The organism is Adlercreutzia sp. CNCM I-6207, assembly GCF_977072305.1.
This window is the reverse complement of record NZ_CDRVLZ010000004.1, coordinates 1-21,331: the sequence shown is the minus strand read 5'-3', so window position 1 is coordinate 21,331 and position 21,331 is coordinate 1. Positions and strand designations below refer to the sequence as shown.

At 64.5% G+C, this 21,331-nt stretch carries 22 protein-coding genes; 20 read left to right on the top strand and 2 right to left on the bottom strand.

Going from position 1 to position 21,331, the window contains the following annotated elements:
* Nucleotides 1-68 precede the first annotated feature (68 nt).
* The 10 genes from nrfD (ACW4QM_RS03095) to ACW4QM_RS03050 all read left to right on the top strand — a co-directional run bounded on the left by nrfD (ACW4QM_RS03095) (nucleotide 69) and on the right by ACW4QM_RS03050 (nucleotide 10,401).
* Entirely contained in the window at nucleotides 69-1,154 is a 1,086-nt protein-coding gene (gene nrfD / locus ACW4QM_RS03095) for an NrfD/PsrC family molybdoenzyme membrane anchor subunit (RefSeq protein ID WP_173112195.1), read from the top strand.
* Nucleotides 1,142-1,684, top strand: a complete 543-nt coding sequence (locus ACW4QM_RS03090; RefSeq protein ID WP_231699589.1) for a GntR family transcriptional regulator — start codon at nucleotides 1,142-1,144, stop codon at nucleotides 1,682-1,684. The genes nrfD (ACW4QM_RS03095) and ACW4QM_RS03090 overlap by 13 nt, the downstream gene beginning before the upstream one ends.
* Nucleotides 1,587-2,534, top strand: a complete 948-nt coding sequence (locus tag ACW4QM_RS03085; RefSeq protein WP_173112198.1) for a slipin family protein — start codon at nucleotides 1,587-1,589, stop codon at nucleotides 2,532-2,534. The genes ACW4QM_RS03090 and ACW4QM_RS03085 overlap by 98 nt, the downstream gene beginning before the upstream one ends.
* Before the next feature lie 656 nt (nucleotides 2,535-3,190).
* Nucleotides 3,191-5,641 carry a molybdopterin-containing oxidoreductase family protein gene (locus ACW4QM_RS03080; RefSeq protein ID WP_161128369.1) on the top strand — a complete coding sequence of 817 codons (2,451 nt, stop codon included), beginning with the start codon at nucleotides 3,191-3,193 and terminating at the stop codon, nucleotides 5,639-5,641.
* A gap of 6 nt (nucleotides 5,642-5,647) precedes the next feature.
* Complete coding sequence (locus ACW4QM_RS03075) at nucleotides 5,648-6,274, top strand: 4Fe-4S dicluster domain-containing protein (RefSeq protein WP_425292715.1); 627 nt, start codon at nucleotides 5,648-5,650, stop codon at nucleotides 6,272-6,274.
* Nucleotides 6,275-6,342: 68 nt separating this feature from the next.
* On the top strand, nucleotides 6,343-7,632 hold the full coding sequence (nrfD, locus tag ACW4QM_RS03070; protein WP_161128371.1) for an NrfD/PsrC family molybdoenzyme membrane anchor subunit: 1,290 nt from the start codon (nucleotides 6,343-6,345) through the stop codon (nucleotides 7,630-7,632).
* Nucleotides 7,633-7,918: 286 nt separating this feature from the next.
* Nucleotides 7,919-8,437 (top strand): hypothetical protein, encoded by a 519-nt coding sequence (locus ACW4QM_RS03065; protein ID WP_237974326.1) that lies wholly within the window; start codon nucleotides 7,919-7,921, stop codon nucleotides 8,435-8,437.
* 1 nt (nucleotide 8,438) lies between these two features.
* Nucleotides 8,439-8,879: a DUF4405 domain-containing protein gene (locus tag ACW4QM_RS03060; RefSeq protein ID WP_161128372.1), complete on the top strand. Its 441-nt coding sequence runs from the start codon at nucleotides 8,439-8,441 to the stop codon at nucleotides 8,877-8,879.
* A 105-nt stretch (nucleotides 8,880-8,984) separates the two neighbouring features.
* Nucleotides 8,985-9,494, top strand: coding sequence for a prolyl-tRNA synthetase associated domain-containing protein (locus tag ACW4QM_RS03055; RefSeq protein WP_237974325.1), 510 nt, complete (start codon nucleotides 8,985-8,987; stop codon nucleotides 9,492-9,494).
* Nucleotides 9,495-9,609: 115 nt separating this feature from the next.
* Entirely contained in the window at nucleotides 9,610-10,401 is a 792-nt protein-coding gene (locus ACW4QM_RS03050; protein ID WP_455798178.1) for a TorD/DmsD family molecular chaperone, read from the top strand.
* A gap of 24 nt (nucleotides 10,402-10,425) precedes the next feature.
* Here ACW4QM_RS03050 and ACW4QM_RS03045 read toward each other — a convergent pair whose 3' ends face one another.
* Together ACW4QM_RS03045 and ACW4QM_RS03040 are read right to left on the bottom strand one after the other, a co-directional pair.
* A complete protein-coding gene (locus tag ACW4QM_RS03045) occupies nucleotides 10,426-11,376 on the bottom strand; it encodes a DUF5685 family protein (protein WP_173112207.1) in 951 nt (316 codons plus the stop codon).
* A gap of 11 nt (nucleotides 11,377-11,387) precedes the next feature.
* Nucleotides 11,388-12,131, bottom strand: coding sequence for a class I SAM-dependent methyltransferase (locus ACW4QM_RS03040; RefSeq protein WP_173112210.1), 744 nt, complete (start codon nucleotides 12,129-12,131; stop codon nucleotides 11,388-11,390).
* A 178-nt stretch (nucleotides 12,132-12,309) separates the two neighbouring features.
* Here ACW4QM_RS03040 and ACW4QM_RS03035 point away from each other — a divergent pair, with 178 nt between their 5' ends.
* From ACW4QM_RS03035 to groL, 10 genes are all read left to right on the top strand, one after another.
* On the top strand, nucleotides 12,310-13,671 hold the full coding sequence (locus ACW4QM_RS03035; protein ID WP_114548782.1) for an amidohydrolase family protein: 1,362 nt from the start codon (nucleotides 12,310-12,312) through the stop codon (nucleotides 13,669-13,671).
* A 151-nt stretch (nucleotides 13,672-13,822) separates the two neighbouring features.
* Nucleotides 13,823-14,035, top strand: coding sequence for a CASC3 protein CASC3 (locus ACW4QM_RS03030; RefSeq protein WP_114539628.1), 213 nt, complete (start codon nucleotides 13,823-13,825; stop codon nucleotides 14,033-14,035).
* Between the two features lie 22 nt (nucleotides 14,036-14,057).
* Nucleotides 14,058-14,738 carry a Sec-independent protein translocase subunit TatA/TatB gene (locus ACW4QM_RS03025; RefSeq protein ID WP_173112213.1) on the top strand — a complete coding sequence of 227 codons (681 nt, stop codon included), beginning with the start codon at nucleotides 14,058-14,060 and terminating at the stop codon, nucleotides 14,736-14,738.
* Between the two features lie 2 nt (nucleotides 14,739-14,740).
* Entirely contained in the window at nucleotides 14,741-15,520 is a 780-nt protein-coding gene (gene tatC, locus ACW4QM_RS03020; RefSeq protein ID WP_173112216.1) for a twin-arginine translocase subunit TatC, read from the top strand.
* Complete coding sequence (locus ACW4QM_RS03015; RefSeq protein WP_173112219.1) at nucleotides 15,521-15,877, top strand: hydrogenase maturation nickel metallochaperone HypA/HybF; 357 nt, start codon at nucleotides 15,521-15,523, stop codon at nucleotides 15,875-15,877.
* A gap of 98 nt (nucleotides 15,878-15,975) precedes the next feature.
* Nucleotides 15,976-16,812 carry an NAD(+) synthase gene (gene nadE / locus ACW4QM_RS03010; protein ID WP_173112222.1) on the top strand — a complete coding sequence of 279 codons (837 nt, stop codon included), beginning with the start codon at nucleotides 15,976-15,978 and terminating at the stop codon, nucleotides 16,810-16,812.
* A gap of 137 nt (nucleotides 16,813-16,949) precedes the next feature.
* Nucleotides 16,950-18,185 (top strand): sensor histidine kinase, encoded by a 1,236-nt coding sequence (locus tag ACW4QM_RS03005; RefSeq protein ID WP_161128375.1) that lies wholly within the window; start codon nucleotides 16,950-16,952, stop codon nucleotides 18,183-18,185.
* Nucleotides 18,178-18,879, top strand: a complete 702-nt coding sequence (locus ACW4QM_RS03000) for a response regulator (protein WP_114548775.1) — start codon at nucleotides 18,178-18,180, stop codon at nucleotides 18,877-18,879. Before ACW4QM_RS03005 ends, ACW4QM_RS03000 begins: the two co-directional genes overlap by 8 nt.
* A gap of 247 nt (nucleotides 18,880-19,126) precedes the next feature.
* On the top strand, nucleotides 19,127-19,414 hold the full coding sequence (locus ACW4QM_RS02995; RefSeq protein ID WP_022740431.1) for a co-chaperone GroES: 288 nt from the start codon (nucleotides 19,127-19,129) through the stop codon (nucleotides 19,412-19,414).
* A gap of 49 nt (nucleotides 19,415-19,463) precedes the next feature.
* On the top strand, nucleotides 19,464-21,098 hold the full coding sequence (groL, locus tag ACW4QM_RS02990; protein ID WP_022740430.1) for a chaperonin GroEL: 1,635 nt from the start codon (nucleotides 19,464-19,466) through the stop codon (nucleotides 21,096-21,098).
* Nucleotides 21,099-21,331: the final 233 nt, after the last annotated feature.

Genomic DNA, 21,331 nt, shown 5'->3' with positions numbered 1-21,331 from the left:
CCCATGTTGTCATATACATTGGCGAGCGTTTGTGTCATACTTCGGGAAACGGAATCGAAGGGGGCGCGTTGTTCGGGGAGCTGGTGACAGCCTATCTGTTCTTGGCCGGGGTCGGCGCGGGCGGCGTGGCCGCGGCGTCTGTGGCCGACCTGCTCTTCGTGCGCGAGCCCTTCGGCGCGGATGTGGTGCCTGACTTCGCTGAGAAGCGCCCGGCTGAGCGCCTGGTTGCCGGTGTGCTGGCCCTCTCGTGCGGGGCGCTGGCCCTGGGCGCCGGCTGCCTCGCCGCCGACCTCGGACGTGCCGACCGCGTGCTGTCGCTGTTTTTGGCACCGCCCGTCACGCTCATGAATCTGGGCGCTTGGGCCGTGGCGCTGCTGACGGCGGTGGCGGCAGCGCTTGCCCTGGCGCGGTTTCTGTACGTGCCCTGGTTGCGTCGGTGCGCGATGGTGGTCGCGGAGATCGTCGCCTGCGGGCTGGCCGTGGTCGTGGCGGTTTACGCCGGGCTGCTGCTGCAGACGCTTTCCGGGGTGCGGCTGTGGTCGTCGCCCTGGGTACCGGCGCTCTTCGCACTGTCGGCCGCCTCCTGCGGCTGCGCCCTGCTCATGGCCGGGGCGCTTTTCGTGGAAGGCGACGGGAGCGTTCGGAAGGCGGTGCGCAGTGCCGCCCGCGTCGATGTGGTCGTCATCGTGGCGGAGGCGGTGGCGGCCGCGGGGCTTCTCGCCTTCGCGCTGGGAAGCGATCACGCGGGTGTGCGAGCCTCGGCGACGAGCCTCATGCACGGCCCGGCGGCGCTGCCCTGGTGGGCGGCTTTCGTGGCCTGCGGTCTTGCGGCGGCGCTCGCCGTGGAAGTCGGCTGCCTTGTTCGCGGGCACGGGCGCTCGCGCTCGGCTGCGAAGGCGGTCGCGAAGGCGTATCCCGCTGCGGCCCTGGCTCTTGCGGCTGCCCTCGTGCTCGTGGGTGCTCTGGGCCTGCGCGCCGCGGTGGTGGAGGCCGGTGCCCAGCGTCCCTTGGAGCTGCAGGAAGCGGAAGCCCCCGCTTCCGTACCTTCCGAAAACGAGGAGGCGGCGGGCTTGCGTTCCGCGCCTTCCGCAGAGGAAAGCGGGGGAGAAGGCTCCGCAACGGAAAGAGAGGACGTGATCCTGTGGTCAAACTAGGCAAGACGATACCTGCCGGGGATTTGTTCGAGCTGGACGCCGCCAGCTCCATTCCCGTCTGGCTTCAGCTGAAGAACCGCTTCATCTACCTCATCACCTCGGGGTTCTACCTGCCGGGCGACCAGCTGCCCACGGTGCGGGGCCTGGCCGCCGAGGTGGAGGTGAACTACAACACCGTGAGCAAGGTGTACCAGAGCCTGGAGGAGGACGGCTACATCGTGTCGAAGCGGCGGCTCGGGGCGTTCGTGGCCGATGTGTCCGACAAGCCCGGCGTCTCGGCCGAGGTGACGGCGGAGATCGTCACGGCAGAGTACCTCAAGCGCTGCCAGGAGCTCGGCATGTCGCTGGAGGATATCGACGCGCAGTTCACAGCGGCGCTCGTGGCCGCCAAGGCCAAGCGCGAGAAGGATGGCACAAGCGAAGGAGCAGCCCATGACCCGCAAGAAGCACGGCGCGGACGCCTCGTCAAGTTCCCCGAGCCCGCAGGAGAGGGCGCCGCAGACGGGCGCGCGGCTGGAAACGGGGCGTAACCGCACCTCTCGCAACGGCGCCGTGGCGTTCACCATCATCGTGTTCGCCGCCGTTTGCGCGCTGGTGCTCGCCTGCGCCCAGGCCCTCGCGGGCGGCATCGGCCTCGCGGCCCTCGTGATCGCCGTGGTGGTCGGCATCCTGGCCGCCTCGTCGGTGCACATCGTCATGGAATGGGAGCGCGCCGTGGTCATGCGCTTCGGCCGGTTCAACCGCGTGGCCGGGCCGGGGCTCGTGTTCACGTGGCCCGTTATCGAGTTCTACACGGTGCGCATCGACCAGCGCGTGGCGGCCACCTACTTCGGCGCCGAGGAGACGCTCACGTCCGACTTGGTGCCCGTGAACGTGGATGCCGTGGTGTTCTGGATGGTGTTCTCCCCGAAGAAGGCCGCCACGGAAGTGGAGGACTACGTGAGCGCCGTGGCGTGGATGGCCCAGGCCACGCTGCGGGCGGCCATCGGCCGTGCGAGCCTGGCCGAGGTGGCCTGTCGGCGCGATCAGCTGGATGCCGAGCTGAAAGAGGTGCTGGAGGCGAAGCTGGACGGCTGGGGGATCGACGTCATAGACGTGGAGGTGCGCGACATCGTGGTGCCCCGCGAGCTGCAGCCGGCGATGGCCGCCGGTGCCATCGCGGCCCGCGAGCGCGACGCCCGCATGACCCTGGCCGAGGCGGAGGCGGATATCTCCGACATGCTGAAGGACGCGAGCGCCAGCTATGCCGGAGACCCCGAGGCTATGAGGTTGCGCACCATGCATCTGGCCTACGAGTCCGTGAAGCAATCTGGCGGCACGCTCGTCATCCCCAGCGCCTTCAGCGAGGGCTTTGTGCCCGAAGGCGGGGAGAAGGCCTAGCGACCGACGACGCATCTGTGCTACAATGGGCCTCGCCTAGAGAACTTGGCCCCGAAGGGCCGGGACGCCCGAAGACGTCCCGGTAGCGAGGGTGCCTAGTCCTCGCTGTTGTTGGATGACCCGTCACTATGTGGCGGGTCCCCGCTTTCTAGGGCCAAAAGTGCAACCCCAAGAGTGGCGGCTCCAATCAAAGTCTGGACTAAGGCCAGGAAAATGCTCATCTGCATCACCTCCCTCCCGTTATCTAGAATTGGTGTTAGGGGAGATGTATGCAGAGAGCCCCAGCTCCCCGCTTAATTCATAATAATACAAACAAATATTCTATAATCAAGACTTGACTTTGCAAAATGGTGCAATTTTCTGCCATGAAAATGGTTTGCATGAAATGATCTCTGATCCGGTGTTTTGAATCAAGGACAAATTTTGTCATAGATTGTCCTACATTTTCTCTTGACAACATATGACAAAGTATGACAGACTGGCAGCATCAGAATCCGGCCGATTCTAAAGACAATGTTGGAATCCCATCAATCGTGCCGCGAAAAGGCAACCGGATTCGCCCATGGGGGATGGGAAAGAGAGGGATGCATGCGTCAACTCTGCGGAGTAGCTATCCGTTTGAATTGCGTGCTCCCTTACTCGCAAGAGGAGGAGAGATGTCGAATCGGAATAGCGCGCAAGGCGGTCTGACTCGCCGAGGCTTCCTTAAAGCCACGAGTGCAGCTGCTGGTGCTGCCGTTGTCGGATCTAATCTGGTTGGTTGCACCTTCGATGCCGCGAATGCCGGAGAGCCGACAGAGGATGAAATTGCTGGCTATGGCGTCTGCCGTTCGAACTGCATGCAATCCTGTCGCTACGCTGCCCATGTGCGCGACGGTAAGATCGTTCGGTTGGAGCCTGCCGATTATGGCGAGGATCTTTATCGCGGCAGCTGTCTGCGCGGCATGTCGTACATGCATCGCATTTACGGAAAAAACCGCATCAAGTATCCTTTGCGCCGGGTCGATGGTACCGAGCGTGGCGCTGGCGAGTGGGAGCGCATCACGTGGGACGAGGCCATTGCTGAAATCGCTCAAAAGTTCTCCAGCATCGCTGAAGAGTATGGATCCCAGGCCGTAGTCTTCGACTTTGGGACGGGCAACTATGGCGAGATTCAGGGCCAGACGGGTATCTTCAATCGCCTGGGTAGTGTCATGGGGGTCTCGAAGCCTGCGGGCATGAACGACCTTTCCACTGGCTACGGCATCGATCGCGTGCTCGGCACCGGCCTTATGTATTTCGCTAACGAGGCAAAGAGTGTACTCGATTCCTCGCATATTGTGGTCTGGGGCTCGAATCCCGTGCATAGCACGCCGCAGAACTGGCGATGGATGCAACGCGCCAAGGAGCAGGGTACGCGCATTATCACCATCGATCCGGTGAAGTCTGCCACCGCCATGAAATCTGACGAGTACTATCCCATCAAGCCCACAACCGACGGCTATCTTGCTCTGGCCATGTCGAACTACATCATTGAGAACGATCTGCAGGATGTCGAATTCATTAAAAAACGCACTACGGCGCCCTTCCTGGTGCGCCAGGACACTGGCATGCTGCTGCGTAAGAGCGATTTCGAAGAGGTGCCCGAAGACGCCGACGACGAGTTCTACGTATGGGATCCCGAGAGGAGCACTGCCGTGCTGTACGGCACCGGTGCCGATCCGGCGCTCGAGGGGTCTTACGAGTATGAAGGAATTACGGTAACCACGTCGTATACCCTGTTGAAGGAGCAGCTGTCCCAGTACGTCGTAGCCGACGCCGCTGCGGAAACGGGCATGACAGAGGAAACCATCGAGCATCTAGCCCGCATGTTCGCGGAGGCCGATGCTATTTCGGTGAACATCTCCTTCGGTATGGACCATTACAACAATGGCTACCAGTCCTGTTGGGCTATTGCCATCCTTATGGCGCTGACGGGCAATGTGGGTCGCGATGGTGCCGGCTTCACGGGCATCTACCTGAATACCGCCCTCGTCTTGAATATCCCCGGACTGTGGGCCGCTCCCGGGTTCAAGGGAATGACCACGGCGTTCCCGATGACGTTGCTGCATGAGGTGGCACGCGATCAGGAATACAACGGCGAGCCGTATCCGATTAAGGCCATGGTGGCCATTCTCTCCAACTCGGCAAGCAACTGGCCCTCGCAGACTAACTACCTCGAAGAACTTCTGCCCAATCTCGATTTCCTCCTGGCTATGGACATGGAGATGACCGACACCGCTCGATACTCCGATATGATTCTGCCCATCGCTTCTTTCTACGAAAACGAGGACTTCCGCAAGGCGCACAACCTGCCCTATATCGTGCATCAGGATAAGGTGATAGATCCGCCCTTTGAGGCCAAAGACGATGTTGAGATTGCGGGTTTGATCGGTCGCGCCCTGGGCTATGCCGAAGCGTTTCCCGAGGAGTACACTTTCGACGACTACGCAAACATGCTGTTGTCGGGCCCTGCAGTGGAGGCATTCGGTGTCAGTCTCGACCGCTTACGCAAAGACGGCTATATCGAGTTGCGCACGGCACCTGGCAAGCCTGGTATTGTTGGGCGGGAAAAGTTCCCCACGGAATCCGGTTTGGCCCAACTCTACACTGAGAAGCCGGCCCCCCGCGTCATGTATGGGCAAGACATCGCAGAGCGCTTCCCCAAGGAGCATCTGGTGTACTATCAGCCCTCAGCCGAGGTGAGCGAGCGCAGCGAAGCTGCCAAGACCTACCCGCTCGTATTCATCCAGGAGCACACGCGTTGGCGTACCCACTCCCAGTGGTTTAACTCTCCTATCTTGAGAGAGCTCGATCCCGAGCCGCTCTTCAAGATGAGCCCTGAAGATGCGGCGGACCGCGGAATCGCTGACCGAGACGTCGTCGAGGTGTTCAACGATCGCGGCCGTATGGTGGTGAAGGCCATCATCGACCCGAGTCTGCCAAAGGGCATGACTCGTATGCCCAAGGGTTGGCAGCGTGATCAGTTCATTGAAGGCGGTTACCAGGAGCTCACCTACCCGCACAATGATGAATGGTCGGTGGCCTTCAATTTTTATGATACTCGCGTCGACGTAAAGAAGAGGTAGGGTGACATTATGCATTACGGATTCGCAATTGACCAAGAGCGGTGCATCGGATGCCACACCTGCGCCGTGGCCTGCAAGATTGAGAACAACCTTCCTAACGAGATTTGGTGGAATCGCATCCTGACTGATGGCGGCAGCAACGAAATGGACATTCCCAGGGGCTCGTTCCCTGACAGCTCCATCGACTACCTGCCTGTAAATTGCCAGCACTGCGGGAATCCAGCTTGTGTGAGGGTGTGTCCGGTGGGAGCTACCTACAAGGACGAGGCAACGGGTATTGTTCGCCAAGATTATGACAAGTGCATCGGGTGCCGTATGTGTATGGCGGCGTGCCCCTACACCGGCGTGCGGTCTTTTAATTGGCAAGAGCCTGAGTATATGCTCGACTATACCTTGGGCGCGAAAGATTCGCCGGAGCATCAGCGGCATACGGTTGAGAAGTGCACCATGTGCTGGCATCGAGTTGCCGATGGCGGAGAACCTGAGTGCGTGAAGGCGTGCCCTGGGCGTGCCCGCATTTGGGGCGATTTGGATGATCCGAATTCGGAAATTTCCAAGCTCATCTCTTCACGCGAGTGCAAGCAGCTGCTTCCCGAGGAGGGGACCAAGCCCTCGGTGTACTACCTGGTGTAAGCCTCCCTTTCTTGTTGATGTCGCGCGTGCTGCGGTGCGTGGCGCGCGCCTACCTCTAGGAGATTCTCATGTCTGATTTCTCTTCTGGGGCCATCGTGGACGATGACCTCGACTTCAGTGCGGCCCAAAGCAGATCGAAGAGCCGTGAGGCAGTCGGCGCGAAAGCGGCTGCGTGGGGCGGCAAGGGCCTGAACATTGCCATCGGTATCTCGGCCGTGGTGATGGTTGCGGGCATTGCGCTCTGGTTCATGCAGCTTTCCGGCGGCATGGTGCAGACCGGCATGCGCAATCTGGATTCGTGGGGCCTCTACATCACGTCCTTCATGTTCTTCGTGGGCCTCTCTGCCGGCGGCCTCATCATTTCTTCCGTTCCCAAGGCCTTCGGCATCGCCGGGTTCGGCGGCATCTCCAAGGTGGCCGTCATGAGCTCCATCGCCTGCACCGTGGCCGCTATCGGCATGGTGGTGGTCGACCTCGGCCAGCCGGCACGCCTGTGGGAGCTGTTCGCGTATTCGAACCTGGGATCGCCTCTCATGTGGGACATCCTGGTGCTGGGTACCTATCTGATCCTTTCCTGCTTCTACCTGTGGGCGCAGGTGCGCGCCGAGGTCGGCCGCATGTCGCGCACGGCCCTGCGCGCGGTCAGCGTCGTGGCGCTCGTATGCGCGGTGCTCGTGCACTCCGTGACCGCCTGGATCTTCGGCCTGCAGCAGGGCCGCGAGATGTGGCACACGGCCCTTCTCGCCCCGTGGTTCGTGTCGTCGGCGCTCGTGTGCGGCACGGCGCTCGTGATGACGGTCGCCATCGCGCTGCGCAGGGCCGGGTACCTCGAGCTCGACCAGTCCTACATGGTCAAGCTCGCCAAGCTGCTCGGCGCCTTCGTCATGGTGGACCTGTACTTCTTCGGCTGCGACCTGCTCACCGAGGCGTTCCCCGGCGGCTCGGGGGCCGAGGTGGTCGCCATGCTGGCGACCGGCCCGCTCGCCCCGTACTTCTGGACGGAGATCGCCGGCTGCGCCGCCTGCGCCGTCATCTGCTTCGTGCCGGCGCTGCGCACCAACACCTTGCTGGTGATCGGCTCGCTGCTCGCGATCCTCGGCATCTTCTGCAAGCGCGTGCAGCTGCTCGTCGGCGGCTTCCAGATCGCCAACCTGGACTACGCCGGCCCCCTGACCTCGATGCAGCACACCGCCTGGGACTCCGGCCTCTCCGGCATCTACGGGGGCATGGTCTACTGGCCGACACCGCTTGAGTTCGGTGTGACGCTCGGCGTCGTGGCCCTTGGGTTCCTCATCTTCTTCCTGGGCCTGAAGTTCCTGCCCTTGCGCCCGGTCGAGGAGGCCTCGCCTTCCAAGTAGCCGCCTCCTTATGTGCAGGCCCGCGCCGCCCCTTCCCGGCGCGGGCCTCTTCGTCAGCATGCGAGACGATTTCGCAGCTGAATTTGGGCAAGAATTTCGAGTTGTTAGACGTCGGCAGGGAAGAACTCTGGACTGCATCCGCTTAGCGATCTCTGCGAACTGGGATTTTGCCCCTTGCGGCTCTCGAACGCGCTCGATGCGCCCCGTTGAATGTCTAACAACTCGAGATTCTCGCCCTGGGAGGCTCTCGCACTTGCTTAGGCGCTTCCGAAAGGAAAGGTTCGCAATGCCGAAGAAACTTCTCGCCGCCCTCGTATTGCTGGCGGCTCTAGCCGTGACGATAGCGGCCGGCTCTGCATTGGCTCCCGGCTCTGCCATCCGTCCCATTGCCGCGGATTCCCCCTGCCCGGCCGCGGGGTGCGCCTCGGGCGCGTGCCACGGGTTCGAGGCGGTGCCCGAGCCCGACGGGGTTCACGAGATGACGTGCCCCGAAGCCGGCTGCACGTCGGCGGAGTGTCACGGGTGGGACTCCCTCATCGGGCGCTACCACCAGGCGTCGGACGCCAGCCTGAACATGTGGATCATCATGCCCACGGTGCTGGTGCTGGCTCTGTGGCTGCTCGTGCGCCGGTCGGGCCGCGGCGCGCGCGGGCGCGAGGGACGCGGCGACGTGCTAACCAGCAGCTCTGCGGAAGCCGCGCCGGCGGCGAAGGTGCCGGCCGCCCATTCGACGGCGGAGGTGTCGATCGCCCGCTCTGCCGATCTGGCCGACGCCGATTTCGATTTCGAAAGGGAAGGTGCCTGACATGAAACGCAATCGCGCGCTTTTCGACGCGGTCGTGCTGGTGGTGTACCTGGTGGCGGCCAATCCGGCTCTCACGGGTGTTCCGGTGCACGAGTTCATCGGGCTGGGGGCCTTTGTCGTCATGGGCGTTCACATTGTTGCCAGCGGCGATGGGCTTGCCGGCCGTGGCCGCGCGGGGCGGCTCGCTCTGAACATCGTGCTGCTCGTGGCGCTCGCCGCCTGTGTGGTGTCGGGCGTCATGGTGTCCGGGGCGGCGCTTCCCTCGCTCGGCCTGTACGCCACGGGCTACTCCTTCTGGGATCCGCTGCACGCCGTGGCGGCCAAGGTGCTGCTCGCGGCCCTCATCGTGCACGTGGTCGTGCGCGCCCCCGCCGCCCTGGCGGTGTTGCGGCAACGCGGGAGTCGTCGCGCCGCGGGAGGCGATTGCCCGATGGACAACTGATCCGAGCTTGTCTTGCGCCCCGCTTTTCTTCGCTATACTGTGCCGCAGAGAAATCGACGGCGTGTTTGCGATAGGCGATGCCGGACGGCGGAAAGGAGCGGGGCCGTGACATTTGGAAAAGAAGAGGTGTGCGCGTATCTGGACAGTCGCGGGGTTGTCTACGATCGAGTCGATCACGAGGCGGTCTTCACCATGGAGGCGATGGATGCGCTCTCATTGCCCTTCGCCAATGTGGTGGTGAAGAACCTCTTTTTGCGCGACGACAAGAAGCGCAACTACTATCTGGTCGTCATGCCCGAGGATAAGCCGGCGAATCTGAAGGCTTTGCGGGCGGCTCTCGGAGCGCGGCCCTTGCGTTTTGCCTCGGAAGAGGACTTGCAGGGAATTCTCGGTCTGCGCGGTGGGGCGGTCTCTCCTTTCGGCGTGCTGAACGATACGGAAGGGAAAGTGCAGGTGGTGTTGGATGCGGCTTTGCGCGATTGGCCGGCCGTGGGCGTGCATCCCAACGACAACACGGCCACGCTGCGCGTTCCTCTGTCCGACTTGCTGGCGCTGTTCGAAGATCGCGCCGTGCCCTATCGGTTCGTCGCCACAAGCGAGGCTTCTGCGCAGTAGGGCGCTCGGCGTCAGCCATGGAGTTGCGACGCTGGTCGCGAAGCTACGCCGACAACGGGGCCGCACAATGCTATGCTTCTCGTTGATAAAACCCATCCGCAAAGGAGGAACTTCCATGACCGTATCCGCAAACATTTGGCAGGCTCGCGCGGCGATGTGCGAGCTTTTGGCGCTGTCGTTCCGCTATCCGGAGGACAAAGTGCTCGCCGAGGCCATCGCCTCGGGGGAGTGGGGCGAGGCCGCCGACGAGATTGCCGGTGTGCTGGGGCTCGACTGGACGGTCGCTACGGCCCCCGGTGCCGCTGAGGCCGCTGCGCTGCCCGACCCGGACGACATCCAGAAGGAGCTGCGCCCCGAGGCTACGCGCCTGTTCGTGGGCGCTCCCGAGGCGGCGTGCAGCCCGTACGAGGGCGTGTGGCGGGCCAAGGCCGAGGGCGTGCAGCCGCTCTTGTTCGTGAACCCGCACTCCATGGCCGTGGAGCGCTTTTGCAAGGCTTGCGGCCTGGGTCGTCCCGAGGGCACCAACGAGCCGCTCGACGCGGTGTGGACCGAGCTGGAGCTGCTGGAGTACCTAGCCCTGCGCGCGGCGGCCGACGTTATGGACGAGGCGGCCGAGGCCGATGTGGAAGCTGGCGGCGACGGCGCGCCTACCGAAGAGCAGGCCGCGCAGTACAAGGAGGTCGGCGACGAGATTGACGAATTCGACGCGGAGGACGACGGTCCCGAGCCCGGCGACGTGGTGGCCTCGGCCGATTTGCCCGGCGGCTCTCCGGAGGCGGCCTGGGACGAGTTCATGGCCGAGCACGCGAAGGTGTGGATGCCCCAGTTCGCCGAGGCCTGCGAGAAGGATTCCCGCGTGCCGTTCTACAAGCAGGCCGCCAGCCTGCTTGGCGCCTTCATCAAGTAGCGTCAGCGCGGTTGCGCGCGTCGGTCAGTTTCGAGGGGGTTCGCTCTGCGGGCTCCCTTCATTTTGCGCGAGGGCGTCTTGGGGCGGATAGGCTTTGTTGAACTGGGCCCAGACGCCGGAATACAGAATGGCGTCCATGAGATGCGCGTCTTGCACCAGCGGCAAACGCTCGTAGGGCGCGGCCGCGTCGGCGGCAGCGAGGGACAGCGTGGCGCGCATGGCCTCGGCATCGGAGCCGAGCGTCACGAAGGGATTGTAGCTGCCCGAAGCGGCGTCGTCGTTGAAATCGACAGCGGCATCCATCAGGTAGATGAAGCGCCCGAGGCCGCGCCCCAGCTCTTCCATTGCTTCGGTCCAGAATCCCTGGTTGTGGGCGAACAGCCGCCCGAGCATGCGCCCGAACTCGCGGGCTGCGGCATCGGGGTCGAACGCGAGGGCGGTATCGGTTGCGTCTGCGCTAAGAGGAGAGACGCAAGCGGTTTCAGTGCTGTCCGAAAGTGCCGGTGTGTTGTTGCGTTCAGCGCCTTCGATAGCCCGAATCGCCGCCATGGCTCGCTCAATCTCGGCGCACTGCTCGGGGATGCGCGCCCGGGCCCGCTCGTAGGCGCCGGCGAGCAGGCGCTCGGCCGCCCGTGCCGCAAGATCGCCGTCGTCGGCCACGTCGTCGAGCACCTTGTGGTAGGCGAGTGCCACGGAGAGGTCGGCGGCATAGTCGGTCCACGCCGAGCGCGCCCATGCCCGCGGGGCGGCCGGTGCCGGGTGCATCACGCAATGGCTCGTGCCCTGCGTCTCGGCAGGCTCATGCAGGGAGTTGCACAGCAGCACGAAGAAGGTGAGGTCGTAGGTCAGGCACGCCCGCGACAGCTGCCCGTACCGGTCTCGCAGCGCGAGGCACAGCCCGCAGTACACCGCCCGGTAGCGCTCTTTCTCCTCCTCGGAAAGTGCTCCCGCATCCGCCACCACGAACCCGAACATGGGCTGCCCGTTTACTCCGGCTTCTTCGCGACATGCACGGCCGCGATGCCGCCGGTGTAGTTCTTCCAGGTGACGTCGGTAAAGCCGGCCTCGCGCATCATCTCCGCCAGGCCTTCCTGGTCGGGGAAGGCGCGGATCGATTTCGCCAAGTACACGAAGCCGTCCTTGTCGCCGGTGAGCAGGCCGCCCCAAAACGGGATGAGGTGGCGCAGGTAGAAGTGGTACAGCGCCCGCCACGCGCCGTTGGGCGGCGTGGAGAACTCCAGGCACACGAGCGAGCCGCCCGGCTTCAATACGCGGAACATCTCGGAAAGTGCCCGGGGCCGGTCGGGCATGTTACGGATGCCGTAGGCCATGGTGATGACGTCGTAGGAGGCGTCCGCGTAGGGGATGTCCTGGGCGTCCACGACCTCGAAATCGATGGGCACGCCGGCGCCGTCCCCTTCGTCGATGTGCATGCGCGCCACGTCCAGCATCTCGGGTACCAAATCGGTGCACTGGATATGGCTCGGGTGCTTGGTGCGGGCCACGGTGAAGGTGACGTCTCCGGTGCCCCCCGCGATGTCCAGCACGTCGTGGCTCTCATCGATGGGGGCCTGGCGCATCATGCCCGCGAGCCACAGCTTGTAGGCGCCGAAGCTGGAGAGGGCGTTGAACCGCTCGTATTTCCGGGCGATATGCGAGAAGATGTCGCGCACGCGCTCGCTGGAAAGCTCGGCCGGGGCCTCGAGCCCGGTGGCGGTGTCGATGGTCATAGGCGTAAAACTCCCTCGTGCGGCGCGCCGATCCCGCAAGATCGCGCCCTTCGTATCGTCGTTTGGCCCCAGTATAGGGCACTCGCCCGCAAATCGAGGGCGCATATCCCTAGGCGGCGCGGCGCCGTGCTATCATGGGTGGCTAATTGAACACGCCCCTCATGAATTGGGAGGTACCATGCTTCTGTGTGCCCAGTATATCCTGCCGGTTTCTTCCGAGCCCATCATCGATGGCGCGGTCCTCGTGCGCGACGGCGTCATTCGCGACATCGGGAAGGCCGAGCAATTGCGCCTGCGCTACCCCGAGGAAGAGGTCGTCGACCAGGGTCTGGCCGCCATCATGCCCGGCCTGGTTGACCTGCACACCCGCCTCGAGCAGTCGGTGCTGCGCGGCGTGGTGAACGACGCACCCTATGTGCAGTGGCTCGCGGAAGTGGCCCAGAAAAGCGGGCGCATGGAAGCTTCCGACTGGTTCGACTCCGCTATTCTGGGCGGCCTGGACGCTCTCTCCAGCGGCATCACCACGGTGGCCGACATCACGCTGACCGGCGCCTCCTGCACGGCCGTGAACAAGCTCGGCCTGCGCTCGGTGATCTACCGCCAGGTGGGCGCCATGGACAAGAACCGCATCGACGCGGCCATGCAGTTCGCCCAGAAGGACATCCTGCACTGGCGCGAGGAGGTCGACTCCGACCGCGTCGCCATCGGCATTGCCGCGGCGCCCCTGTTCACCAACCACCCGGCCATGCTTTCCGCTATCTCGAAATTCGCCCAGAAGGAGGATCTGCCCGTGGCCCTGTGGCTCGCCGGCAGCCGTGAGGAGTCCGATTTCGTGCGCTACGGCTCGTCGCCCTTCCAAGTGCACGGCGGCGATGTGAAGCGCGGTTACGTGGAGATTCCGCCCTGGCTGCCCACGGGTGTGAGCCCGGTGCGCTACGCGCTGAACTGGAACGCCTTCGACGCCGACAACGTCATGATCGTCGGCGCGGTCTACGTGGACGACGAGGATCTGAAGAAACTGCGCTCCCATGACGTGGCCGTTTGCGTGTGCCCGCGCGCCTCGGCCCAGCTGGGCATGGGCGTCGCGCCCCTGGACGAGTACATCCGCGCCGGCCTGCGCGTGGGCCTCGGCACCGACTCGCCGGCGGCGACGGAATCCACCGACATGCTCTCGGAGATGCGTTTGGGCATGCTGCTGCAGCGCGCCGTGAACCCCGGGCGCTTCCTCGACTCCCATACGATGCTCGAGGTGGCCACGCTCGGCGGCGCGCGGGCACTCGGCATTGCTGATAAGGTGGGGTCGCTGGAGATCGGCAAATGTGCCGACATGATCGCCGTGGATCTGTCCAGCTCGCATCAGTCCTTCACGACCGATCCGGTGGCCGCCGTGGTGAACACCTGCACCACGGCCGACGTGCTCATGACCATGGTCGACGGCAACGTTCTGTACGAGAAGAACCGCTGGCACGTGAAGGTGGAAGTGGCGAAGAGCATCGCGCGGGTCATCGAGATCCGCTCCAAGCTGCGCCCCGAGGCCTAGCGGGCGCAATCGCTGAGCGGGGTGCTCGGCGCAGTTGTGAATTCGTGGAGGGCGCGCCGCGGCAGGCATTTTCGCTGGCGCGGCGCGCCCGCTTCTGCGATAATGCCATATTTGCGTATACTTGAAGTTGGGAACCTGAGGAGTACCCGCGATGTCGAGCAAGAAGAACAAGACCGGCGCGAAGAATCCCACGCGCAAGCAGCAGGCCGAGCGCATCAAGCAGGCCGAGGAGCGCGAGCGTCGCGCCAAGGAGGCCGCCGAGGCCAAGGCGCGCACCAAGAAGATCTTCACCGTGGTCGTGTGCGTCATCCTCGTGCTCGCCTTGGGCATTCCCACTATGGCGTTGACCGTGCTCTCGCTGTAGAGCTGTTGAAAGGATATCAGTCGTGTTTGGAATCGGCGGATTCGAGCTTTTCCTCATTCTGCTGTTCGGGTTCCTCATCTTCGGGCCCGATAAGCTGCCGGCCATGGCGAAGACCCTCGGCAAGGCTATCGCGAAGTTCCGCAACGCCCAAGAGGAGATGAGCGGGGTGCTGAAGGGGGAAATGGTGTTCGACAAGGACGCCGAGGATCCCTTCAAGAATCCGCTCGACGCCCTGGACGAGGCGGCGGCCAAGGCCAAGAAGGGCGCCGAGGGTGCCAAGAAGGCCGCGAGCGCTGTGTCGAAGAAGGCGAGCGAGGCTACCAAGAAGAGCACGTCCACCGCCGCTGCCGGCGCCGCCGCGGCCGCTGCCGCCAAAGCCGAGCAGGTCGACGGGGGGAATGCAGCCGATAAGGCCGATGCCGCCCCGGCGAAGCCCGAGAGCTTCGCCGAGCGCAAGGCTCGCTACGACCGCGAGCGCGCCGAGCGCAAGGCCGCCGAGGAGGCGGAGCTGAAGAAGAAGGAAGAAGAGGAGCGCAAGGCCGCAGCTGAGAAGCGCAAGGCCGAAGCGGCCAAGAAGCGCGAGGAAGCGGCCGCCAAGCGGAAGGCCGAGGCGGAGGCCAAGAAGGCCGCCGAGGAGGCCAAGGCCGTGACCGAGGCCGCCGATGCCGCCTCCGCCGCTGCCGACGAGAAGAAGGAGGCGTAACGATGCCTATCGGACCGGCACGCATGCCGCTATTCGACCATCTCGGCGAGCTGCGCATGCGCCTTGTGCGCATCGTCGCCTGCCTCGCCGTGGCCGTGGTCGTGTTCTACATGGCCACCCCTACCATGGGCCAGTTCCTCCTCATGCCCATCGCGGAGTTTCTGCCCAACGTTGACGGCATGGCCTCGCTTCAGGCCATCGACCCCTTCGAGGCGTTCTCCGTGCGCTTCCAAATCTCGCTGTGGGCGGGCATCGTGGCCACGTCCCCCGTCATCCTGTGGCAGCTGCTCGCGTTCTTCCTGCCGGCGCTGAAGCCCAGCGAGCGCAAGTGGTTCATGCCCACCTTCGCCGCCGCCGTGGCCCTGTTCATCATCGGCACGGTGTTCTGCTACCTCATCATCTTGAACCCGGCGTTCCAGTGGCTCACCGACCAGGCCATGGGCCTCGGCTATGTGGCGCCGCGCATGAGCTCCTACATCGACATCATCATCAAGTTCGAGCTCGGCTTCGGCTTCGCCTTCGAGCTGCCGCTCATCGTGTTCTACCTCGTCATCTTCGACGTCATCCCCTATAAGAAGCTGCGCGGCAGCTGGCGGACGGTCTACGTGGTGCTCATGGTCATCTGCGCCGTGGTCACCCCCGACGCCTCGCCGGTCACCATGCTGCTCATGTTCGCCGCCATGATCGCGCTTTACGAGGGCAGCCTGCTTATCGCGCGCGTGGTGCTGGGCCGTCGCATCAAGCGCCAGAACGAGCGCTTGGCGGCGGAAGAGGACGAGTAAGTGCACGAGCTGGGACTGATGACCGGCGTCATGGACGCCGCCGTGGAGGCGGCCCGCGAGGCCGGCGCGACGCGGCTTCTGGGCGTGAGGGTCTCCATCGGCGAGGCCACGGAGGCGGTGGAGGACGCCCTCGTGTTCGCCTTCGAGGCCCTGGCCGAGGCCGACCCGTTCACCCAGGGCGCCACGCTGGATCTGACGATGATCCGCCCGCGCAGCGTCTGCTTGGAATGCGGCCACGAGTTCGAGCACGACCTCTACAACCGCTTCTGCCCCGTCTGCGACTCGTTCGCCACCGAGCTTCTGGCCGGACGCGAGCTGCAGATCGACTCCATCGAGGTGGATCTGCCGGAAAACTGACGGCTGCGGGCGTCGCCAGACTGACGCACGCCGGCAATCGGCCCGAAACAAAGCGCTGCCATACTCGTGGCAGCGCTTTTGCTATAGAAAGGACGTCTATGAACCCCCAGCAGATGTACGAGGCCTGCACCGACGCTTTGGGCGCCTTCGTGCGCAGCGCCGGCTTCACCGATGTGGTCATCGGGCTGTCCGGCGGCATGGATTCCACACTCGTGGCCGTCATGGCCGCCGACGCGCTGGAAGCCGACCACGTCCACGGGGTCATGCTGCCTGGCCCCTATTCTAGCGAGTCGTCCATCGACGACGCCGAGGCGCTGGCCTTAGCCCTCGGCATCTCCAACATCACCGTGCCCATCTGCGAGCCCTTCGAGGCCTTCGAGGCCGTGCTCGCCCGGGCCTGTGGCGGCGCGCTTTCGGGCCTTGCCGCGGAGAACACCCAGGCCCGCTGCCGTATGGTGTGCCTCATGGCGCTTTCGAACGCCCACGGCTGGCTCATGCTGAACACGGGCAACAAGTCCGAGGCGGCCATGGGCTACTCCACGCTCTACGGCGACACGGCCGGGGCCTTCGCGCCCTTGGGCGGCGTGTACAAGACCGACGTCTTCGCCATGGCGCGCTGGCGCAACCGCCGGGCCGTGGAAGAGGGCGGTACTGGCCCCATTCCCGTGAACGTGTTCGTGAAGCCGCCGAGCGCGGAACTCGCGCCCGATCAGGAGGACGAGAAGTCCCTCGGCGTCGATTACGCCACGCTGGATCGAATTCTCGTCGCCTATGTGGAAGAGGGGAAGGATGCGGCGGCTATCGTCGCCGAGAGCGGCCTGAGCCGCGATTTGGTGGATTACGTCATCGCCCGTACCGACGCCAACGCCTTCAAGCGTGCGTTGGAGCCTCCGTACCCTGACGCGCCGTTCTACGGCGATCCCGCGTCCCGTTAGCGAAGCTGCGTCCCGCTGGCGATCCCGCGTCCTGCTGGCGAACGGGCCCCGTCTGGGGTCGGCGTTGTTCAACAGGCTCGTTTCATACACCCCGCGGTGTATGGCGCGTGGGCGTCCGGTCGTTTACCATAGCGGTCATGGATAAGATCTTTCGAAATACCCCGAAGTTTACGGCCACCGACTGGCTCATCGACGCCGTCATCGCGGCGGGGGCCTTCGGGTTCTGCTGCCTGCAGCTCACCGTGGCCGTTAACCTGCTCATCCCCGACGAGTTCATGCGCCGGCTCATGGGCATCCAGGCTATGGTGCCCTCGGGCCTCTCGCTTCTGGCCATCGCGCTCACCACGCTGCCGCTCGTGCTGCGGCGCAAGTGCCCCTGGGCCGTGTTCGTGTGGTGCCTGGTCAGCTGGGGTCTGCTTCAAGCGGAGCTGAACGGCATCGCCCTGTCCGTGGCGGGCCCCCTCATTGCGCTGTTCACGCTGGCGTCTGCGCGCTCGCGGGCCGAGGCGGCCATCGCGTGCGCGGTCATGTGCCTGGTGCTGCTGTTCGCGCCGGCGCCCCCGGAGCAGTCGCGCATCTTGACGCAGCTCACCGTGTTCCAGAACATGGCGCTGGCCCTGGCGGCCGCCTTCGCCGGCTATGCCCTCCACGAGCACCAGGAACGCACGCGCGCCATCGAGGAGCGCGCGATTGCCGCCGAGCGTAGCCGCGAGGCCGAGGCGCGTCGCCGGGTGGAGGCCGAGCGCGTCTCCATCGCTCGGGAAGTGCACGACATCACGGCCCATTCGCTCTCTGCCGTGAGCATCCAGGCCGCGGCCGCCGAGCGCCTGGTCGATCGCGATCCCGCCGCCGCCAAGGAGGCCATCGCCGAGGTGCGTCGCACCGCCAAGGGCGCTCTGGAGGAAATCCGCGCCATGATCGGCGTGCTGCGCGCGGAGGAGGGGCCGGCCGAGACGACGCCCACCCAGGGCACCGACCGCATGGGCGATTTGGTGTCCTATTTGGAAGGTGCCGATATCGAGGTCACGCTGGACGAGACCGCCTACGACCGCGCCTGCGTGCCGGCGTTCATCGACGTGGCCCTCTTCGGCATCGCGCGTGAGGCGGCCACGAATATCGTGCGCCACGCCGGGGCGCGCCGTGCGACGCTGGCACTGTCCACGAAACGGGAGGGCTTCGCCGAGCTTATCGTCGACGACGACGGGCGAGGGCTCGCTGCCCCGGCCGCCGCGGCCGGTCACCACGGCCTGCTCGGCATGCGCGAGCGCGCGCGGCTTCTACAGGGCACGTTCTCCGCGTTCCCAAGTCCGCTCGGCGGCGTGCGCATTGCCGTGAGCGTTCCCCTCAGCCAGAAGGAGGAGACCCATGAGTGAGGCCGATCCCATCCGCGTGCTCGTCGTGGACGACCAGGATCTCGTGCGCGGCGGCTTCAAGGCCATTCTCGGCACCTACGAGGGCATCGAGATCGTCGGCGAGGCCCGAAACGGGGCCGATGCGGTACAGGAGGCGCAGCGCCTTCGGCCCGACGTGGTACTCATGGACATCCGCATGCCTGAAATGAACGGCATCGAGGCCACCCGCGCCATTACGGGCAACCCGCTGCTCGCAAAAACCCGGGTGCTCGTGCTCACCACCTTCGACGTGGACGAGTACGTTTACGATGCTCTGGGCGCCGGGGCGAGCGGCTTTTTGCTGAAGGACGCCGACCCCGACGAGATCGTGGCGGCCATCCGCGTCGTGGCCCGAGGCGACGCGCTCATCCAGCCCTCGGTGATGCGCCGGCTGGTGGAGACCTTCGTGGCCGCGCGCCCGCGGGGCGGCTGGGGCGCCGCCGATGTGGCCGAGACTCGCCGCGCCGCGCTGACGAGCCTCACCGACCGCGAGCGCGAGATCCTCGTGCTGGTGGCCCGGGGCCTTTCCAACGACGAGATCGCCGAAGAGCTGTTCATCTCGCCGGCCACGGTGAAGACGCATCTGGCCCGCGTCATGGCTAAGACTGATGCTCACGACCGCGCCCAGCTCGTCGTCTTCGCCTACGAGACGGGTTTGGTGACGCCTGCCCCCTAGGGAGACTGTTCACCTGCACAAATTCCAACTTGAAAAGTAATCCCTGATCAAGATTATAATCACAGGAAACTTGAGTGAAAAAAACTCAAGTTTTTCTCCGTCCCCTCTTGCATTCCTTCCCGTAGCTGTTATGATGCGTAACTGTTTAGCACTCGTTGCTACCGAGTGCTAGCACTTAACCTAACCGAGTGGTTAAATTGGAAGTTGCGCGAAGGCGCCACAACAACCATTGAAAGGACGGCAAGCTATGAATTTGAAGCCTCTGGGCGACCGCGTCATCCTGAAGCAGGACGAGGCCGAGGTTACCACCGCGTCCGGCCTGTTTTTGGCCTCCGATGCCAAGGAGAAGCCCCAGACCGGTACCATCATCGCCGTGGGCGAGGGCAAGATGGACAAGGACGGCAAGCTGCTTCCTATGCCTGTTAAGGTCGGCGACAAGGTCATCTACGGCAAGTTCGGCGGTACCGAGGTGACGCTGGACGGCGAGAACGTGCTGATTCTGCGCGCCGACGACATTTACGCCGTAGTTGAATAACTGGGAAGATAAACCGAGAAGATAGATCCACTGAAAGGAACACGAACTTATGGCTAAGGAAATCAAGTTCGATACTGATGCCCGCTCCGGCTTGGCCGCGGGCGTCTCCAAGCTGGCCGATGCCGTCAAGGTGACGCTCGGCCCCAAGGGCCGCTACGTGGCTCTGGAGAAGTCCTACGGCGCCCCGCTCATCACCAACGATGGCGTGACCGTCGCCAAGGAAGTCGAGCTGGAGAACCCGGTCGAGAACATGGGCGCCCAGCTGGTGCGCGAGGTGGCCGTGAAGACCAACGACGTGGCCGGCGACGGCACCACCACCGCCACCCTCCTCGCCGACGTCATCGTCTCCGAGGGCCTGAAGAACGTGACCGCCGGCGCCGACGCGCTGGGCATTCGCCGCGGCATCGAGAAGGCCACCGACGCCATCGTGGCCGCCATCAAGGCCGACGCCACCCCGGTGTCCACCAAGGAGCAGATCGCCAACGTCGGCCGCATCTCCGCCGGCGACGCCGCCATCGGCGACAAGATCGCCGAGGCCATGGACGCCGTGGGCAACGACGGCGCCATCTCCGTGGAGGAGTCCCAGACCATCTTCGGCATCGATATGGACATCGTCGAGGGCATGCAGTACGAGCGCGGCTATATCTCCCCCTACATGGCCACCGACATGGAGAAGATGGAAGCGGTGCTGAAGGACCCCTTCATCCTGCTGACCGACATGAAGATCAACTCCATCCAGGACATGGTTCCGCTGCTGGAGGAAGTCATGCGCGCCCAGCGCCCGCTGTTCATCGTGGCTGAGGACGTCGAGGGCGAGGCCCTGTCCACCATCCTGCTGAACCGCCTGCGCGGCACCCTGAACGTCGTGGCCATCAAGGCTCCCGGCTTCGGCGACCGCCGCAAGCGCATCCTCGAGGACATCGCCGTGGTCACCGGCGCCCAGGTCATCGACAAGGACTTTGGCATGACCATGGCCGACGCCACGATGGAGATGCTCGGTACCGCCAAGACCGTGAAGGTCACCAAGGACACCGCCCTTATCGTGGACGGCGCGGGCAAGAAGGAAGACATTGAGAACCGCATCCAGATCATCCGTGCCGAGCTCGAGCGCGTCGATTCCGACTTCGACCGCGAGAAGGCCCAGGAGCGCCTGGCGAAGCTCTCCGGCGGCGTGGCCGTGCTGAAGGTGGGTGCTGCCACCGAGTCCGAGCTGAAGGAGAAGAAGTCCCGCATCGAGGACGCCCTGCAGGCGACTCGCGCGGCCGTGGAAGAGGGCATCGTCGCCGGCGGCGGCGTGGCGCTCGTGGACGCCATCGGCGCCCTGGACGCCGTCAAGGCCGACGACAAGGACGAGGAAGTCGGCATCGACATCATCCGCAAGGCCATCGAGGCCCCGATGCGCGCCATCGCCCAGAACGCCGGCTTCGAGGGCTCCGTCGTGGTGGAGAAGGTCAAGAGCCTGCCGAAGGGCGAGGGCTTGAACTGCGCCAACGGCGAGTACGGCAACATGATCGAGATGGGTGTGAACGACCCGGTGAAGGTGACCCGCACGGCGCTGCAGTCCGCGGCCTCCGTGGCGGCTCTCATCCTCATCACCGAGGCCACCATCAACGAGATCCCCAAGGAGGGTCCCGATCTGAGCGCTCTGGCTGCCGGCATGCAGGGCGGCGGCGGAATGTACTAGGCCCAAGCAGGAAAAACTTGCGTGCGGCCTAACCGCGTAACCTACTAACTCGCAGAAGGGCGCCCTCCGGGGCGCCCTTCCTGTTGCGCGCAGGTTTTTGCTGTGCATCTTGGAAATCGTGCTTTTTTGGATCGCTGGGGGTGCGGACAAAAAGTTGGACACTCCGGTGTCCGGATTGGAGTCCGCATGTACCCGTTGGAGACCAGGGAGCTCGCCGTGGAGGCCGTCGCGGC

Excerpts from the sequence above, each read along its gene's own strand:
- ACW4QM_RS03045 (WP_173112207.1), bottom strand. The coding sequence starts at position 11,376 with ATGTTCGGGTTCGTGGTGGCGGATGCGGGAGCACTTTCCGAGGAGGAG.
- ACW4QM_RS03030 (WP_114539628.1), top strand. The coding sequence starts at position 13,823 with ATGTCGAGCAAGAAGAACAAGACCGGCGCGAAGAATCCCACGCGCAAG.
- ACW4QM_RS03080 (WP_161128369.1), top strand. The coding sequence starts at position 3,191 with ATGTCGAATCGGAATAGCGCGCAAGGCGGTCTGACTCGCCGAGGCTTC.
- ACW4QM_RS03000 (WP_114548775.1), top strand. The coding sequence starts at position 18,178 with ATGAGTGAGGCCGATCCCATCCGCGTGCTCGTCGTGGACGACCAGGAT.
- groL (WP_022740430.1), top strand. The coding sequence starts at position 19,464 with ATGGCTAAGGAAATCAAGTTCGATACTGATGCCCGCTCCGGCTTGGCC.
- nadE (WP_173112222.1), top strand. The coding sequence starts at position 15,976 with ATGAACCCCCAGCAGATGTACGAGGCCTGCACCGACGCTTTGGGCGCC.
- ACW4QM_RS02995 (WP_022740431.1), top strand. The coding sequence starts at position 19,127 with ATGAATTTGAAGCCTCTGGGCGACCGCGTCATCCTGAAGCAGGACGAG.
- ACW4QM_RS03060 (WP_161128372.1), top strand. The coding sequence starts at position 8,439 with ATGAAACGCAATCGCGCGCTTTTCGACGCGGTCGTGCTGGTGGTGTAC.
- ACW4QM_RS03035 (WP_114548782.1), top strand. The coding sequence starts at position 12,310 with ATGCTTCTGTGTGCCCAGTATATCCTGCCGGTTTCTTCCGAGCCCATC.
- nrfD (WP_161128371.1), top strand. The coding sequence starts at position 6,343 with ATGTCTGATTTCTCTTCTGGGGCCATCGTGGACGATGACCTCGACTTC.
- ACW4QM_RS03085 (WP_173112198.1), top strand. The coding sequence starts at position 1,587 with ATGACCCGCAAGAAGCACGGCGCGGACGCCTCGTCAAGTTCCCCGAGC.
- ACW4QM_RS03065 (WP_237974326.1), top strand. The coding sequence starts at position 7,919 with ATGCCGAAGAAACTTCTCGCCGCCCTCGTATTGCTGGCGGCTCTAGCC.
- tatC (WP_173112216.1), top strand. The coding sequence starts at position 14,741 with ATGCCTATCGGACCGGCACGCATGCCGCTATTCGACCATCTCGGCGAG.
- ACW4QM_RS03050 (WP_455798178.1), top strand. The coding sequence starts at position 9,610 with ATGACCGTATCCGCAAACATTTGGCAGGCTCGCGCGGCGATGTGCGAG.
- ACW4QM_RS03040 (WP_173112210.1), bottom strand. The coding sequence starts at position 12,131 with ATGACCATCGACACCGCCACCGGGCTCGAGGCCCCGGCCGAGCTTTCC.
- ACW4QM_RS03005 (WP_161128375.1), top strand. The coding sequence starts at position 16,950 with ATGGATAAGATCTTTCGAAATACCCCGAAGTTTACGGCCACCGACTGG.